Origin of the sequence: Nonomuraea sp. NBC_00507 (assembly GCF_036013525.1) — a bacterium.
GTDB lineage: Bacteria > Actinomycetota > Actinomycetes > Streptosporangiales > Streptosporangiaceae > Nonomuraea.
This window is the reverse complement of record NZ_CP107853.1, coordinates 5956487-5972636: the sequence shown is the minus strand read 5'-3', so window position 1 is coordinate 5972636 and position 16150 is coordinate 5956487. Positions and strand designations below refer to the sequence as shown.

Here is a 16150-nt window from a genome sequence, read left to right as displayed (position 1 = left end):
GGTGAGCGCAGAGGTGGTGCTGGTCCGTAAGGGGGCGTACTACGACTCGGTCCAGCTCATGCGGGTCAGCCGGGCGCTGGCGGACACGCCGGGCGTCGAGGCGGCCATGGTCGCCATGGCGACGGACCTCAACGTCGCCGTCATCAGGGACCTCGGCTTCACCGTCCCCGAGGCCGGTCCCGGCGACCTGCTGATCGCCGTCAGGGCGCACGACACCCGGGCGGCCGTCGCCGAGGCCGACCGGCAGCTGACCACGCTCCAGCGTCCTGGGACCGCGACCGAGCAGCCGCCGCTGACCACCGGCTCGGCTGCCGCCAGGGGCCCGGCCGATCTGGTCCTGGTCTCGGTGCCGGGCGAGCACGCGTTCTGCGAGGCGTACGACGCCGTCCTGGCCGGCCTGCCCGTCATGATCTTCAGCGACGGCGTGCCCGTCGCGCAGGAGCGGCGGCTGAAGGAGCTGGCGGAGCAGCGGGACGTCCTGGTGATGGGCCCGGACTGCGGCACCGCCTCGATCGGCGGCGTCGGCCTCGGCTTCGCGAACGTCCTCGCCCCTGGCCCCGTCGGCGTGGTGGCCGCCTCGGGCACCGGCGCCCAGCAGGTCACCTCGCTCCTGGACTGGGCTGGCGCGGGCATCAGCCACATCCTGGGGGTGGGCGGCAGGGACCTGTCGGCCGCGGTCGGCGGCCTGTCGACGCTGCGTGCGCTGCGCATGCTCGATGAGGACCCGGCGACCGAGCTGATCGTGCTGATCTCCAAGCCGCCCGCCCACGAGGTGGCGCGCCGCGTGGAGGAGGCCGTGGCAGGGCTGCGTACGCCGGTGGTGTCCGCGTTGCTGCCCGCGGATCTCACGGAGGCGGCGGAGCAGACGCTGCGCACCCTCGGGAGACCCGTGCCCGAGTGGCCGTCCTGGCCGGGCGCCCTGCGAGAGACCTCGGGCAAGACGCTCAAGGGCGTCTACGCCGGCGGCACGCTGAGCATGGAGGCCGCGGCGCTCGCCGGGCAGGGCGACTTCGTCGACTACGGCGACGACGCCTACACCAGGGGACGGGCGCACCCGATGATCGATCCGACCCTGCGCGTGGAGGCGCTGTCCCGGGCCAGGGAGACCGACGTGGTGCTCATGGACGTCGTGCTGGGTCACGGCGCCGACCCCGACCCGGCGGCGTCTCTCGTGCCCGCCATCGCCCATACTCCCGCCACCGTCGTGGTGGCCCTCGTCGGCACCCTGGGCGACCCGCAGGACCTGCACCGCCAGGCCGCCGCGCTGCGGGCGGCGGGCGCGGCCGTGTTCCTGTCCAACGCCCAGGCGGCCCGGCACTCCAGGAGTCTCATATGAGCCCACTGTCCGCCCCGTCCAACGTGATCACGGTCGGCGCGGGGCTGCTCGACGAGGCGCTGGCCGCGCAGGCCGTGCCGACGACCCCGGTGGACTGGCGCCCGCCCCTGCCCGGCACCGCGGGGGCGCTGGTCACGGTGCTGGCCGACCCGCGCAGGCAGGCCGCCAACGAGCTGGCCGCGAGCCGGCTCACCTCCGCGCGGCCGTACCTGGCGGGGGTGCGGCGGGCGTCGGAGGTGCTGGCCGAGGGCACCTTCCTGCACGCCGGGCCGCCGATCACGTGGGAGCGGGCCTCGGGGCCGATGCGCGGCGCGCTGATCGGCGCGATGTTGCTGGAGGGCCTGGCGGGCGACGAGCACGACGCGGCCGCCAAGCTGGCGGCCGGCGAGATCACGCTGCGGCCGTGCCACGAGCACGGCGCCGTGGGGCCCATGGCGGGTGTGGTGAGCCCGTCGATGTGGGTGTTCGAGGTACGCGACGAGGAGCACGGCGGCACCGCCTACTGCTCGCTGAACGAGGGCCTGGGCAAGGTCCTCAGGTACGGCGCGTACGGACCCGAGGTCCTCGACCGGCTGCGCTGGATGGACACCGTGCTCGGCCCCGCGCTGGCCGCGACGCTGGAGCGGACCGGCCCGATCGACCTGCGCTCGCTGATCGCGCAGGCCCTGCAGATGGGCGACGAGCTGCACAACCGCAACCGGGCCGCCACTTCGCTGCTGCTGCGCGAGCTGGCCCCGGCCGTGGTCGAGGCGGCCCCCGCGCACGCCGCGGAGGTGCTGCGCTTCATCAACGGCAACGACCACTTCTTCCTGAACGCCGGCATGGCCGCGGCCAAGGTCAGCACGGACGCGGCTCGCGACATCCCCGGCTCGACCATGGTCGTCGCCATGGCCAGGAACGGCACCGACTTCGGCGTCCAGGTGTCGGGGCTCGGCGGGCGCTGGTTCACCGGTCCCGCCGGGGTGCCCGACGGGCTCTACCTGGGCTCGTACGGCCCCGGCGACGCCAACCCCGACATCGGCGACTCCACGATCACCGAGACGTCGGGGCTGGGCGGGTTCGCGATGGCGGCCTCCCCGGCCATCGTGCGGTTCGTGGGCGGCGAGGTGGCCGACGCGGTGCGGGCCACCCGCTCCATGTACGAGATCACGCTCGCCGAGCACCCCGCCTACCAGATCCCGGGCCTCGGCTTCCGCGGCACGCCGGTCGGCATCGACGTCACGCTCGTGGCCAGGACGGGCCTGCTGCCGGTGGTCAACACCGGCATCGCGGGCCGGGTCGCGGGAACGGGCCAAGTGGGAGCGGGCCTGGTCAAGCCGCCCCCCGAGGCTTTCACGAGCGCATTGCAGGCCCTGGCCGGCGCAGTAAGTGATCCATTTGATGAGTGATATATCTGCACGTCATCAGCGCAGTAAAGGGGCATCAGCTTCCATTACGGATTCCCCGCCGATATCGTGTCCAACCTCAATAATCTGCAAGTAGCGTGAAGACGCACGTGACGGATGAGGCGAGATGGGGGCGGGAAGATGGCAGCCGACCGCTTGCTGAGCGGTCCCGGAGGAGAGGGAAGTGCCCCGAGCGGCGCCCCACAGAGCCAGGGCCGCCTGATCGGCAGACGTTACCGTCTCATGTCGCCGGTCGGCAGGGGCGGCATGGGCATGGTGTGGCACGCCCATGACGTGCTGCTCGACAGGGACGTGGCGGTCAAGGAGCTGATCCTCCCGTACGGGCTCGACCACGCGGGCAAGCAGGTGGCGCACCGGCGCATGCTGCGCGAGGCCAGGTCGGCCGGGCGTCTGACGCACCCGGGCATTGTGACCGTGCACGACGTCGTCGAGGAGGACGGCCGCCCCTGGATCGTCATGGAGCTGGTCCGGGCGTGGTCGCTGGAGCAGGCGGTACGCCAGAGCGGCCCGCTCCCCGTGATCCAGGCCGCCGAGATCGGCATCCGCGTGCTGGATGCGCTCACGCACGCGCACGCCGCCGGGATCCTGCACCGCGACATCAAGCCGGGCAACGTGCTGCTGACCCAGGACCGGGTCGTGCTGACCGACTTCGGCATCGCCGCCATCGAGGGCGATGTGAACATCACGCAGACCGGGCTGCTCATGGGGTCCCCGGCGTACATCCCGCCGGAGCGGTTGTCCGCGCAGCCGATCACCCAGGCGGCCGACCTGTGGTCGTTCGGGGCGACGTTGTACGCGGCCGTCGAGGGGCGGCCGCCGTACGAGGGGCCCGACCCGGTGGCGGTGCTCGGCCAGGTGCTCACCCAGGACCCGATCATGCCGCAGCGGGCGGGCTCGCTGATGCCGGTGATCGAGGGCCTGCTCCGCAAGAACCCCGCGGAGCGGCTGACGGCCGCACAGGTCATGGAGATGCTGGAAGCGGTGCTGCGGGCCCACGGCTCCGCCCGTCCGCGCAAGCCGGAGACGCTGCCCAGCCCGGTCGACCCGACGCCCGCCGCGCTGCTTCCGCCGTTCGACACGCCGTCGGGACCGATGCCGTCGCGGATCGTGGAGACGCCCTCAGGGCCGGTGCGCGTGCCGTACGACCCGGCGAGCAGCCCGTCGGGCGGCCACTCGATGCCGTACGACGGGCTCTCCACGCCGTCGGGCAGCCACCGGACCGACCAGCTGCCGGGGGCCTTCGGCACGGGACCCCAGGCGTTCTCGACCGGCCCGGGACAGCAGGCGCCGCCGGCGTTCTCCACCGGCCCGGGACAGCAGGCGCCACCGGCGTTCTCCACCGGCCCGGGACAGCAGGTGCCACCGGCGTTCTCCACCGGCCCGCACCGGATGGCGGGACGAAATCGCGACGACGACCTGGACGGCCCGTCGGGACCGCACCCGCAGCCGATCCTGCCGCTGACCACCGACAGCCGCTCGTCCACGAACTCCGGCGCCACCCCGTGGCCGCTGGCCTCCCCCGACGACCTGCGCGAGCAGTCGCGTGACCTGTCGCACGACATCGGCAACAGCCGCCTGGCCGCGCTGCCGGGCGCCTCGCCGCGCACGGGCAAGAGCAGACGCAGGACGGACGAGGACGACGGGCCCTGGATGCGCGACGGGCGGCCCACGCCGCTCACGATCATCGGCTCGCTGGTGGCGGTGGCCGTCGTCATCGGCGCCGTGATGGTCATCCTGTCAGGCGGAAGCACGCCCGCGGCCACCACCACGAACACGCCCGCCGCCTCCGCCACGACGCTGCAGGCCGACCCGTCGGCCGTGCCCGAGGGCTACAAGGAGCACACGCCGGCCGGCTTCTCCGTCGCCGTGCCCGAGGCCTGGAAGCTGACCACGTCGGGCGGCGAGGCGACGTTCACCGGGCCGAAGGACTCGGGCATCCGCTTCCTCGTGGAGGAGGCGACCCCGCAGGCCGACGGCGGGCTGTCCGAGCTCGGCAGGCTGGAGGCCGACGGCGGCCTGGAGAGCTACATCCAGGTGCAGTTGCAGGCGGTGGACTACCGCGGCTGGAAGGCGGCCGACTGGGAGTACACCTACACCACCGCCAACGGCGTCCCGATGCACGCGCTGACCAGGTACGTCACGATCGACGACACCACCGCGTTCAAGATCACGTTCGACCTGCCCGAGCTCAAGTGGGACGACCAGGCCGGCACGCGGCAGGCGTTCCTGGACACCTTCAGGAAGACGACATAGCCCTGCGGGGGGCAAGCCCCCCGCCCGCATCGCGCGGCCGCCTCGGAGCCGGCTGCGCCGGTGAGGTACGGTCGGCCGTATGAGGCTGGCGAGCATCCACTTTTACCCCGTCAAGTCCACTGCCGGACACGAGATCCACGAGGCCGAGGTGCAGCCCTGGGGGCTGGCGGACGACCGGCGCTACCTGATCACCGACGAGCGCGGCGAGGTCCTGACCGCGCGCGAGCAGCCGCGCCTGCTGGCCTGTGTGGCCAGGGTCGATGACGGCACGCTCACGCTGACCGGCCCCCACGCCGCTCCGCTGCGGGTCACCCCGGACGACACGATGTCCACGGTGCTCATGGGGCGCACACCGGTGGAGCTCACCGACTGCGGTGACGACGCGGCACGCTGGTTGTCGGAGCTGGCGGGCCGGCCGGTCAGGTTGAAGTGGCTCGACGACCCGACCCGCCGCCCGGTCAACCCCGACTACGGCCGCCCGGAGGACCGCGTCAGCCTGGCCGACGGATACCCGCTGCTGCTGACCTCCACCGCCTCGCTCGCCCGGCTCAACGACTGGATCGTCGAGGGTGCGCTGGAGCGCGGCGAGCAGGCGCCCGAGCCGCTGCCGATGCACCGGTTCCGCCCGAACGTGGTGATCGACGGCGTCGGCACGCCCTTCGCGGAGGACGAGTGGAAGCGGGTGCGCATCGGGGCGGTCGACTTCCGGGTGAGCAAGGGCTGCGACCGGTGCGTGCTCACCACGATCGACACGGCCACGTACACCAAGGGCAAGGAACCCATCCGCACGCTGTCCAGACACCGCAGGTGGGACGGCAAGGTCTGGTTCGGGATCAACCTGATCCCGGACGGACCCGGACGGATCATGACCGGAGATTCCGTCACCATTCTCTGAAATAACACAATAAAAGGGATTTTTCTGGATAAATCGGATGCCTGTCCCCTTTGGGGTGATGTTGGAGGCTATGCGAGACTTCACAGGTGACCAGCACCCCCACAAAGCCCGCTGTCTCCCCATCTGACCGGATCCACATCGTCCAGCGCCGCACCTTGGGCGTGTTGTCCGTCGCGCAGATCATGGGCGGCGTGGGGGTCGCCGTCGGGCTGGCGCTCAGCTCCGTCGTGGTCGACGACCTGTCGGGGTCCACGGTCATCAGCGGCTTCGCCGGGACGGCCACCGTGCTCGGCGCGGCGCTGCTGGCCCTGCCGACGGCCAAGGCCTCCGGCAGGGGCGGGCGGCGTGCGGGCTTGGCGCTGGCGTACATGGCGGCGCTGACGGGTTGCGCGATCTCGGTGGTCGCGATCAACCTGCGCACCTGGCCACTGCTGCTGGTGGGGCTGGTGCTGGTGGGCGGCGGCACCGCGGGAGGTCTGGCGGCGCGATACGCGGCGACGGACCTGTCGCCGAAGGGCCGCTCGGCCAGGCACCTGTCGCTGGTCGTCTGGGCCTCCACGATCGGCTCCGTCGCCGGCCCGAACCTGGCCAAGCCCGCCGACCAGATCGGCATGCGGCTGGGGCTGGTGGAGACGGCGGGACCGTTCGCGTTCGCGGCGCTGGCGTTCGCCCTGGCGCTGGTCGTGATCATCGGCTTCCTGCGGCCCGACCCGCTCATCCTGGCCCGGCGGCTGAACGGCGCCGGGGACCCCGGCTCAGGACGCCACCGCACGGTCAGGACCGCCTGGCAGACCCTCCGCACCACGCCGATGGCCCGCCGGGCGCTGGTCATGATCGCGGTCAGCCACACGGCGATGGTGTCCGTCATGTCGATGACCCCGGTCAAGCTGCACCACGACGGCTCGAACCTGGAGGTCATCGGGCTCGTGATCAGCCTGCACATCGCCGGCATGTACGTGCTGTCCCCGCTCGTGGGCTGGCTGGCCGACAAGGCGGGCAAGGTGCCGGTGCTGGTGCTCGGCATGGCCCTGCTGCTCGCCTCCGCCGTCCTGGCCGCCACGGCGGGGCACCGGGTGTGGCAGGTGACGGCCGCGCTGGTGCTGCTCGGTCTGGGCTGGTCGTGCGGGCTGGTGGCCGGCTCCGCCCTGGTCACGGAGTCGGTCCCGATCGACCGCCGGCCCGCCGTCCAAGGGCTGTCCGACCTGCTGATGAACGTCTGCGGCGCCACGGGCACGATCGTGGCGGGCGTCATCGTCGGCGTCCTGTCCTACAGCGCCCTCGGCCTGGGCGTCGGCGTCATGGTCACGGCCGCGGGCCTCTGGCTGGCCACCACCTACTACCGCACCCGGCCCTGACCCACCGCCGCCGGACGGCCTCACTTGGCGTCGGCGTAGCAGGCGACCGCGACCGCCTCCATCGGAAAACGCACCGGCGTCTGCCCGAACAGCAGCCTGCTGGCCTCCGCCGCCGCCGCCGTCACGGCCGCCATCACCTCCTCGGCCTGCGCGATCGGGCAGTGCACCATCACCTCGTCATGCTGGAAGAACACCAGCCGCGCAGGCGAAGGCAGCAGCCCGCGCAGCACCGCGAGCAGCACCAGCGCCCACTCCGCGGCCGTCCCCTGCACCACGAAGTTGCGGGTGAACCGCCCCCGGTCCCTGGCCGCACGCCCGCCTTCCGGCCCCGACACCAGCTCCTTCCACCGGGGCGACGGCGGCGGGCAGGTGCGGCCGAGCCAGGAGCGCACGAGCCGCCCCTCCTCCCCCGCCTTGGCCGCGTCCTCCACGAACTGGTAGGCCTGGGGAAAGCGCTGGCGCATCATCGCCAGCAGCTTGGGCGCGTCCCCGCTGGTGCCGCCGTACATGGCGGACAGCATCGCGATCTTGGCGTTGTCCCGCTGCCCGCCGAAGGACTGCGCCAGCGCCGAGTAGAGGTCGATCTCGCCGGCGGCCGCGGCCAGCCCCATGTCCCCGGCCATCGCGGCCAGCACACGAGGCTCCAGCTGCGCCGCGTCGGCGACGATCAGCACCCACCCGTCGTCGGCGACCACCACCCGCCGCATCACCTTGGGGATCTGCAGCGCCCCTCCCCCGCTGGTGGCCCACCGCCCGGAGACCACACCGCCCACGACGTATTCCGGCCGGAACCGCCCGTCGCGCACCCACTGGTCGGCCCACACCCACCCGTGAAAGCTGTAGAGCCTGGCCAGCTCCTTGTAGGCGAGCAGCGGCGCCACCGCCGGATGGTCGATCTGCTTGAGCTCCCACGACCGGGTGCTCTTCAGCGCGACCCCGGCTCCCTTGAACGCCTTGACCAGCTGCTGCACCGAGTCGGGATTGACCGGATGCCCGAACGCCGCCGCCACCTCGTCGGCCAGCGCCTGCAGCTTGGCGGGCCGCATGCCGTGCACCGGCCGCGGCCCGAGCAGCTCGGTCAGCAGCGCGTCGTGCACGTCCCTGCGCCAGGGCATGCCGTCGTGCGCCATCTCGGCCGCGATCAGCGCCCCCGCCGACTCGGCCGCGACCAGCAGCCTGAACCTTCCCGGCTCCGGCAGCGCCCCGATCCGCCGCAGCTGATCGGCCAGCACCTCGGCCACCGCCTCCGCGGCGAGCGGCTCGGGGGCGAACAGCGTGCCGGGCGCGTCCGGTTGCTCGTCGGGCACCGGCAACCCGTGCAGCCGCGCGTGGGCGGCCCTGGCCGAGCGGGGCTCGCCGTAGCGGCCCTCGTGCGCGAGCAGCAGCCCTTCGGTGAGCGCGATGTCGTGGCAGCGGGAGACCCGCACGCCGGCCCGCAGCAGCGCCGGATAGGTCTCGCGCGCGTCGGCCCACACCCACCGCGGCCGCTCGGCCGCCTCGATCTCGCGCACGGTCTCCGCGAGATCGACGGTACGGCGAGCCGCGCCCCCGACCGGGAGCACCGTCTCGCCGGCGACCACGACATACACGCAGCCAAGGGTGACAGACGACTACGACAAACTGATGCGCACCTCGTCCTCCACGGGCGGCTCCAGCTCCTGCGCCAGGCACCCGGTGGCGGCGAAGCACCGTAACGTCAGCTCCTCCGGCGTGACCGACACGTGCAGGAACTGCTTGAAGAACGGCGGTGTGTCCCAATCGGACAGCTCGGACAGGTAGCGGTGGAACACCTTGTCCACGGGCAACCGGAACGGCCACGGCCAGGCCCCGAGCAACCGCGCCGCCCACCGCATCCGGCGGGTGATCTTCACGGGCCCCGCGGGCGTCCTGACGGGCTGGTTCTTGATGTGCTCGGACATGATGCACAGGGCCTCGTCGGGCCTGAGGTAGAGCCACTTCATCCGCAGCCTGCGCGCGTACAGCTGGCTGTAGAACGACAGCGAGTCGCCGCGCAGCGGGTAGCACTTGAAGTCGTCCTCGTGCACCCCTGCCACGCCAACCCTGCCGATGGTGTGCGTGGCGTGCATGAACGCGCCGCTGCCACCCGCCACGACGTACTGGATCACCCGGTCGCCCACCTTGACCGGATACCGCTGGTAGTTGTGCACGTCTCCGCCGATGGCCGCGACATACCGGTGCGCCGGGTCGCGCACGATGTCGTCAATCGTGCCGCCTTCCTCCAGCGGTGAGGGCTTGTAGGCGTTCGCGGTGTAGATGGGCTTGCCGGTCACGAGGATCTTCGGCCGGGGATCGAGCGAGACCCGGCGCAACCACGCGGCCTGCGCCTTGTCGATCACGTTCCTGATGCCGGTGTCCACGCCGACGATAAGCAGGCTGTCGCTCTCGATCGCCCAGTACGGTCCCGGCTGCTCGGCCTGCTGCGACGGCTTGCCCCTGAGCGAGCGCGCCTCGGCCAGCCGCGCCTCGTCGATCGTCTCCGGCTTGCGCCACAGCAGCCCGCGCAGCCCGGGGTCCGGCTTGGGCCTGAGCGGCGGCGCGTCGCAGAAGACCCGCATGAAGCCGCCGAGCCCGTCGTACCAGTCATGGTTGCCGGGGATCGCGTAAATGGGGGCGTCGTAGTCCTTGTACGGGCGGAAGAACTTGTCCCCGTACTCGTTGCCCGATCCCGTCGGATAGATGACGTCGCTGGCGACGATCGCGAAGGACGTCCCTTCGCCCACTTTGAGCATTCCGGGAACGACGGCGTATTGGGAGGCGTCGCCCTCGCCGGTATCGCCGAGCAGGAGAAAACTGAAATTTCCCCCAACGGGTGGCTTGATACGAAATTCCGGATCAATCCCGCGTGCCTCCTGGGCCGCCACCCACCGCACCCGGACATCCCCCGAGGGATCGCCGAACAGCCCGGCCAGGATCTCATTGCGCGAACGCCACAGGGTCGCCGGATTCAACCAACTGAACCCATGACCATTCGGTCTGAGCTGGTCAAACGTACCGATCTGCGTGCATGCCCACCCGGCGCCCGCTTCCGACACTCGTGAGGAAAGCTCTTTTCCGCGCTCCGCCGCGACATCGACCATGACCACATCTTTACCGCGATCTCCCATTCGCGCACCCCGAACGCTCTGTACCGCAGAGAACACAGAAGGTTCGCAATGGTGTAGCCTTCACCCCCCAAGCAAGCGGTTGGGATCGCCCAGGGGAGGCGCCGCCCATGACGCAGAACGGCCCGGACGACGCGCTCAGAAAAGGCACGTCCGAGGCGAGGGCCATCGAGGGTTTGCTGGCATATGCCCAGAAACGACCCCGGTGGGGCAATTCCGCGATCGCCTGCGTGAACGAGGCTATCGCCAGGAGCCGGGCCCTGGCCAGGGAACATCCCGGCGAGCACACGGAGCTGTTGGCGCGCTGCCTGGGCACGGCGGCGAACGTGCTGCTCAAGCGGCGCCGGGCGAAGGAGGCGCTGTCGCCGGCCCAGCAGGCGGTGTCGCTCACCCGGGCGGTGGGCGGCGCCCCGCTCGTGGTCTCGCTGCATCGCCTGGCTACCGTGCTGGAGGCGCTCCACCGCTATAGCGAGGCCGCCGAGACGCTGGCCGAGGCGGACGGCGTCACCCCGCCGCCGGACGCCTGACCGGCGCGGGCGGCCGCGGTAAGGAGCGCCGGCGCGGCCCGGCCGCCTCAGCCGGTCCGCGGGATCAGCACGCCGGGGTTGAGTATCCCCGCGGGGTCGAGCCGGGATTTGACCGCCTGCAGGATGGCGACGCCGACCGGGCCGAGCTCGGCGGCGTAGGCGTCGATATGATCGCGCCCGACCCCGTGGTGGTGCGTGATCGTGCCGCCCACCTCGACGATGGCCGCGCTCACCGCCGCCTTGGCCCGCTCCCACTGCGCCACCGGGTCCTCCTCCTGCGCGGTGACGACCGTGAAGTACAGCGACGCGCCGGTCTCGTACACGTGCGAGATGTGGCACATGACCAGAGGAGAGCCGAGCTCGCCGAGCAGGGCCAGCCGCACCGCGTCGTAGAGCCGCGGCAGATCGGCCCAGAACCCGGCCGTCTCCAGCGTCTCCACCGTGGCGCCGGCCGCGAGCAACGCGTCCCGCAGGTAGGGGGCGGAGAAGCGGCCCCGCTCCCACTCCTCCCCGGACACCTCACCCGCGGGCTCGCCGCCCATGCGCTGCAGCACGCCCGCGACCGCGTCCCGCCGATCCGCGAGGGAGATCCCCGGGCCCGCCGCCGAGGCGCCCACGCCGTCGCGACCGGTCGCCGGCCTGCCCTCGTAGCCGACGATCGCCAGGCAGCCCGCCTCGCCGCCCGGGTCGATCGTTTCCGGCTTGGCCAGGCCGAACGTCGTCTCGTTCTCGTCCGACAGCCGCAGCACGGCCGGCAGCGGCCCTTCCTGGGCGATCATCCGCAGGGCGGCGCTTCCCGCGGCGAACGACGCGAAGCGCCACCGCTCGTACAGCCGCTCGGCGGGGGCGCGCCGGACGCGCAGCCGCAGCGAGGTGATGATCCCGAAGACGCCCTCCGAGCCGAGCAGGAGCTGCCGCAGATCGGGACCGGCCGCCGACTTGGGGGCACGGCCGAGGTGCAGGTCGCCCGACGGCGTGGCCACAGTGAGGCCGACCACCATGTCGTCGAAGCGGCCGTATCCGGCGGAGGCCTGGCCGCTGGAGCGGGCCGCGGCGAAACCGCCGAGCGTGGCGTACTCGAAGGACTGGGGCACGTGCCCGAGCGTCAGCCCGTGCGCGGCGAGCAGCCGCTCGGCGTCGGGAGCCCGCACGCCCGGCTCGAACTCGGCCACCATCGACTCGGTGTCCACCGACCGCAGCCGGTCGAGCCGGCCGAGGTCCAGCGCGATCACGCCCGCGAAGCCGGTGCGGGAGGCCTGGAGCCCGCCCACGACCGAGGTGCCGCCGCCGAAGGGCACCACGGCGATCCGCTCCGTGGTGCACAACCGCAGCAGCGCGGCCACCTCCTCGTGGGAGCCGGGCAGCACCACCGCGTCGGGCGCGTCGGAGCCGTCCCCGGCACGCATGCGCAGCAGGTCGGGGGTGGACTTGCCGCGGGTGTGCCGGACGCGGTCGGCCCGCGAGGTGAGCACGTGCTCCTCGCCGACGACCCCGGCCAGCGCCCGCAGCAGCGGCTCGGGCAGGGCGATCGGCGGCAGCTCCACCGACTCCATGGTGGCGGCGGGAGCGGGCGGCGGGCGCACCCCCAGCAGGTCGTGCAGCAGCTTCAGCACCTGATCGGGCAGCTCGCGGCTCTTGGCGGGATCGCCCCAGCCCGCCCATCGCATGGGTTCTCTCGGCACGCTTACACTGTGACACATGACGTTGATTCGTCACAATGACGGCGTTCTTGACGCGGCTCGCGACTGCGTGCTGGCCTACGGAGTGCGCAGGACGACGCTCACGGACGTGGCGCGCCGGGCGGGCGTGTCCCGGATGACGATCTACCGCCGCTGGCCCGACGTGCGTTCGCTGGTCGCCGATGTGATGACCAGGGAGTGGGTGAGCGTCGTCGCCGGCCTGGACCTGTCGGATCCGGTGCGCGCGGTCGTCGCCGGGGTGCGGGGGCTGCGCGCGCACCCGCTGTGGCGGAAGATCGTGGAAGCGGATCCCGAGCTGCTCATGCCTTACCTGCTGGACCGGCGGGGCGCGACCCATGAGGCCGTGCTACAGGTGCTGGAGCCGGCCGTCGGGGATGCGCGCAAGGCCAGGGCGGTGCTGCTGGTGGCGCAGTCGTTCCTGCTGTCGGCGCCCACCATGCTCGACCCTGTGACGCTCGACGAGCTCGACGCCGAGCTCGCCGCCCTCCTGGAGGCCTACCTGTGAGAAGTTCGCTGAACGCCCGCCGCCGCGCCCGCGAGCTGGGCGAGGTCGCCGAGGAACGCGTGGACGTGCTGGTGGTGGGGCTGGGCGCGACCGGGGCCGGCGCCGCGCTCGACGCCGCCGCGCGCGGGCTGAGCGTGGCCGCGATCGACGCGCACGACCTGGCGTTCGGCACGTCCAGGTGGAGCTCGAAGCTGATCCACGGCGGCCTGCGGTATCTGGCCAGGGGGCAGGTGGACGTCGCTTACGAGAGCGCGGTGGAGCGCGGGATCCTGCTGCGCAGGACGGCTCCGCACCTGGTCAAGGCGCATCCGTACGTGCTGCCGCTGACCGCGGCGGTCTCCCGGCGGCAGGCCGCGCTGATCATGGCCGGCTACCGGGCCGGCGACGCCCTGCGCGCCGCCGCCCGCACGCCGCGCCGTCTGCTGCCCGGCCCCACGCGCCTCAACGCGGCCAGGGCGCACACGCTGGCCCCCGTGGTGAACGAGGACGGCCTGCGCGGCGGGCTGCTGTCATGGGACGGCCGGCTGCTCGACGACGCCCGGCTGGTGGTGGCGATCGCCAGGACCGCCGCCGCGCAGGGCGCCCGCGTGCTGACCCGCTGCCGCGCGCTGCGGCTGTCGGAGCGCGGCGCCGACGTACGGGACGAGCTGACGGGCGAGCACTTCACCATCCGCGCCCGTGCGGTGATCAACGCCGCCGGCGTGTGGGCCGGCGCCCTCGACCCCCAGGTGAAGCTGCGGCCCTCGCGCGGCACGCACCTCGTGCTGAGCCCGGGCACGCTGCCGGGACTGATCGCCGGCATGCACCTGCCCGTGCCGGGCGAGCTCAACCGGTTCGCGCTCGTTCTGCCTCAGCGCGACGGCCGCGTGTACGTCGGTCTCACGGACGAACCCGTGGAGGGTCCGGTGCCCGACGTCCCCGAAGCGCCCGAGGAGGACGTGAGAGTGCTTCTGGAGGTGCTGAACGGGGTTGTCGGGACTCCGGTGACCAGAGAGGCGGTTGCGGGCGTCTACGCGGGCCTCAGGCCCCTTCTGGCGGCCGACGGACGCACGGCGGACCTCTCCAGGAAGCACGCGGTGCTGTCGGACGGCGGCGTGGTCACCGTGATCGGGGGCAAGCTGACGACATATCGGCGCATGGCCGAGGACGCAGTGGATCGAGCGGTCTCATCCAGGAAGCTCCCGGCCGGCCGGTGCCGGACGCGGAAGATCCCGCTCGCAGGCGCCGGGCCGCAGCCGTCCGGCGTGCCGATCCGGCTGGCCGAGCGGTACGGCAGCGAGGCCGAGGCCGTGCACGAGCTCGTCAAGGCATACCCGGAGGAGGTCGGTCTCGGCATCACCGAGGGCGAGCTGATGTGGTCGGTCATGCACGAGGGCGCGCTCGACGAGGACGACCTGCTGGACCGGCGGACCAGGATCGGCCTGGTCAGAACGGACAGGGACCGCGCCCTGCCCGCGACACGGGACGTACTGGATCGAACCAGCCACGCCTGACCCCACCAATCCGTTAGGTTAGTCTTACCTAATTCGACGGAGCGAGGGAGAGAAGGCGTTGGCGAGGGGCTGCGAGCATCCTGTCGGGTGTCACACCGGGGCGGTGCCCACACTGGCCAGCGCCACCGTGGGAGCCCGGCTGTGGCTGCTCATCGAGCACAACGGCGCCTGGCCCTCCCACCTGGAGAGCTTCGAACATACGGAAAAATTCTCCGGAATCAACAAACTCGTCCGCCGCGCGCTCGAACGTGGTATCAGGCCCCAGCTGATCCGCCGCCCCGGCAAACGGACCCGCCCGCAGGAGCAGGGCATCCGTGTGCTATTGGCGTACGCGGTGGGCGACCACCCCTGGCTGGCCGGCGGCGTCATCGCAGGTCCTGACGATCTTGACCTGGACGCGCTGGTGGCCGGAGTGGTCCCGGAGTCCTGCATACTTGAAGACGAGCCGGTATTTCTGGTCTGCACGCACGCCAAGCGCAATGTGTGCTGCGCCCGCATTGGACTACCCCTCGCTCGGTCCCTGGCCGATTCGCTGCCGGACAGAGTGTGGGAAACGTCACACGTTGGCGGCGATCGCTACGCCGCCAACCTCGTGTGCTTGCCACACGGAATTTTCTACGGCAGCATGTCTCAGGCTGCTGCACTGGCAGCGGCTAACGCGTACCGGTCGGGCGAGGTCATTCTCGACCGTTACCGGGGACGCGCAGGCATCCCTGAGCCATTGCAAGCCGTCGAGCACTTCGCCCGAGCCCATACGGGAGAGTGTTCCGTCGGCGCGGTGGCCGTGGAATCCTCCAGGTCGGACGGTGACGTCACCGTAGCCATCGTGCGTTGCGGCGACGTCCGGCTCCAGGTTGTGGTTGAGCCATCGGCGTTCACAGCGCCGTGCGGCACGGCTTGCGCCGAGACGATCACTACCTACCGGCTGGTTTCGCTGGACAGGCTCGCGCCTGTGCGGTACGCCACGTCGGCTCTTGCCTGAACAGGGAACACCACGGCCGTACGTTGCGTTGGAACAGTGACGCCAAAAGCGTCCAATGCGGCTCAATTACCGAAATACCTCTCACGAAGGTGGTTTTCTCATGTCTCAGGTACGTCGGCAGCTCGCCCGCCCGCGCCCCAGCTGGGGTTGGCAGGATGATGCCGCGTGCCGGGGTGAGGACCTCGTGCTCTTCTTCGGCCCCGATGGGGAGCGGCAGCCCGAGCGTGACGTACGTGAGCGGAAGGCCAAGGCGATCTGCGCCCAGTGCCCCGTCCGCACCGAGTGCCTTGACTACGCGCTGTCCCGGCCAGAGAAGTACGGCACGTGGGGCGGTCTCAACGAAGACGAGCGCGCTTCCGAGCGGCGCCGTCGCATGCGCCGCGCGGCCAGCGCCGGCATCTCCGCCGCCTGACATACCCGGCAGCGTCACCATCGCGTGATCAAGCAGTTGTGCCGATGAACCGGAGCCTGGCCCTCCATGCCCAGGCTCCGGCGAACCCGGTCGGGACAACTGCCTGATCAGGCGGATCCCACGGCGATCGCCGCGCTCCCCCGGCGCGGCGTCGTCTCCACTGA

Annotated in this window: 13 protein-coding genes; 10 read left to right on the top strand and 3 right to left on the bottom strand. The window is 71.8% G+C overall.

What is annotated here, in order from left to right:
• Position 1 precedes the first annotated feature (1 nt).
• The 5 genes from OHA25_RS28970 to OHA25_RS28950 all read left to right on the top strand — a co-directional run bounded on the left by OHA25_RS28970 (position 2) and on the right by OHA25_RS28950 (position 7245).
• A complete protein-coding gene (locus tag OHA25_RS28970) occupies positions 2-1336 on the top strand; it encodes an FdrA family protein (RefSeq protein ID WP_327590597.1) in 1335 nt (444 codons plus the stop codon).
• The gene (locus OHA25_RS28965; protein WP_327590596.1) at positions 1333-2724 is read left to right on the top strand and encodes a DUF1116 domain-containing protein; all 1392 of its coding nucleotides are present in this window, start codon (positions 1333-1335) and stop codon (positions 2722-2724) included. Before OHA25_RS28970 ends, OHA25_RS28965 begins: the two co-directional genes overlap by 4 nt.
• A 240-nt stretch (positions 2725-2964) precedes the next feature.
• Positions 2965-4995, top strand: a complete 2031-nt coding sequence (locus OHA25_RS28960) for a serine/threonine protein kinase (protein WP_327590595.1) — start codon at positions 2965-2967, stop codon at positions 4993-4995.
• A 79-nt stretch (positions 4996-5074) separates the two neighbouring features.
• The gene (locus OHA25_RS28955; RefSeq protein ID WP_327590594.1) at positions 5075-5890 is read left to right on the top strand and encodes an MOSC domain-containing protein; all 816 of its coding nucleotides are present in this window, start codon (positions 5075-5077) and stop codon (positions 5888-5890) included.
• An 86-nt stretch (positions 5891-5976) separates the two neighbouring features.
• Complete coding sequence (locus tag OHA25_RS28950; protein ID WP_327590593.1) at positions 5977-7245, top strand: MFS transporter; 1269 nt, start codon at positions 5977-5979, stop codon at positions 7243-7245.
• A 20-nt stretch (positions 7246-7265) separates the two neighbouring features.
• On the opposite strand, the gene OHA25_RS28945 is transcribed toward OHA25_RS28950, so the two are convergent.
• Positions 7266-8834: a bifunctional 3'-5' exonuclease/DNA polymerase gene (locus OHA25_RS28945; RefSeq protein ID WP_327590592.1), complete on the bottom strand. Its 1569-nt coding sequence runs from the start codon at positions 8832-8834 to the stop codon at positions 7266-7268.
• A gap of 21 nt (positions 8835-8855) precedes the next feature.
• Positions 8856-10214 carry a metallophosphoesterase family protein gene (locus OHA25_RS28940; RefSeq protein WP_327590591.1) on the bottom strand — a complete coding sequence of 453 codons (1359 nt, stop codon included), beginning with the start codon at positions 10212-10214 and terminating at the stop codon, positions 8856-8858.
• Positions 10215-10477: 263 nt separating this feature from the next.
• Between OHA25_RS28940 and OHA25_RS28935 the strand changes: the two genes are divergently transcribed.
• A complete protein-coding gene (locus OHA25_RS28935; protein ID WP_327590590.1) occupies positions 10478-10894 on the top strand; it encodes a hypothetical protein in 417 nt (138 codons plus the stop codon).
• Positions 10895-10941: 47 nt separating this feature from the next.
• Here the strand turns inward: OHA25_RS28935 and OHA25_RS28930 are convergent, their stop codons facing one another.
• The gene (locus OHA25_RS28930; RefSeq protein WP_327591058.1) at positions 10942-12561 is read right to left on the bottom strand and encodes an FAD-binding oxidoreductase; all 1620 of its coding nucleotides are present in this window, start codon (positions 12559-12561) and stop codon (positions 10942-10944) included.
• Between the two features lie 31 nt (positions 12562-12592).
• Between OHA25_RS28930 and OHA25_RS28925 the strand changes: the two genes are divergently transcribed.
• The 4 genes from OHA25_RS28925 (at position 12593) to OHA25_RS28910 (ending at position 15986) form a co-directional block, all read left to right on the top strand.
• On the top strand, positions 12593-13099 hold the full coding sequence (locus OHA25_RS28925) for a TetR/AcrR family transcriptional regulator (protein WP_327590589.1): 507 nt from the start codon (positions 12593-12595) through the stop codon (positions 13097-13099).
• The gene (locus OHA25_RS28920; RefSeq protein ID WP_327590588.1) at positions 13096-14592 is read left to right on the top strand and encodes a glycerol-3-phosphate dehydrogenase/oxidase; all 1497 of its coding nucleotides are present in this window, start codon (positions 13096-13098) and stop codon (positions 14590-14592) included. The genes OHA25_RS28925 and OHA25_RS28920 overlap by 4 nt, the downstream gene beginning before the upstream one ends.
• A gap of 103 nt (positions 14593-14695) precedes the next feature.
• The gene (locus tag OHA25_RS28915; protein ID WP_327590587.1) at positions 14696-15574 is read left to right on the top strand and encodes a sucrase ferredoxin; all 879 of its coding nucleotides are present in this window, start codon (positions 14696-14698) and stop codon (positions 15572-15574) included.
• A 100-nt stretch (positions 15575-15674) separates the two neighbouring features.
• Entirely contained in the window at positions 15675-15986 is a 312-nt protein-coding gene (locus OHA25_RS28910) for a WhiB family transcriptional regulator (protein ID WP_101784355.1), read from the top strand.
• The last annotated feature ends 164 nt before the right edge of the window (positions 15987-16150 follow it).

Coding starts and splice junctions, on each gene's coding strand:
- OHA25_RS28965 (WP_327590596.1), top strand. CDS start 1,333: ATGAGCCCACTGTCCGCCCCGTCCAACGTGATCACGGTCGGCGCGGGG.
- OHA25_RS28960 (WP_327590595.1), top strand. CDS start 2,965: ATGTCGCCGGTCGGCAGGGGCGGCATGGGCATGGTGTGGCACGCCCAT.
- OHA25_RS28955 (WP_327590594.1), top strand. CDS start 5,075: ATGAGGCTGGCGAGCATCCACTTTTACCCCGTCAAGTCCACTGCCGGA.
- OHA25_RS28935 (WP_327590590.1), top strand. CDS start 10,478: ATGACGCAGAACGGCCCGGACGACGCGCTCAGAAAAGGCACGTCCGAG.
- OHA25_RS28930 (WP_327591058.1), bottom strand. CDS start 12,561: ATGCGATGGGCGGGCTGGGGCGATCCCGCCAAGAGCCGCGAGCTGCCC.
- OHA25_RS28925 (WP_327590589.1), top strand. CDS start 12,593: ATGACGTTGATTCGTCACAATGACGGCGTTCTTGACGCGGCTCGCGAC.
- OHA25_RS28910 (WP_101784355.1), top strand. CDS start 15,675: ATGTCTCAGGTACGTCGGCAGCTCGCCCGCCCGCGCCCCAGCTGGGGT.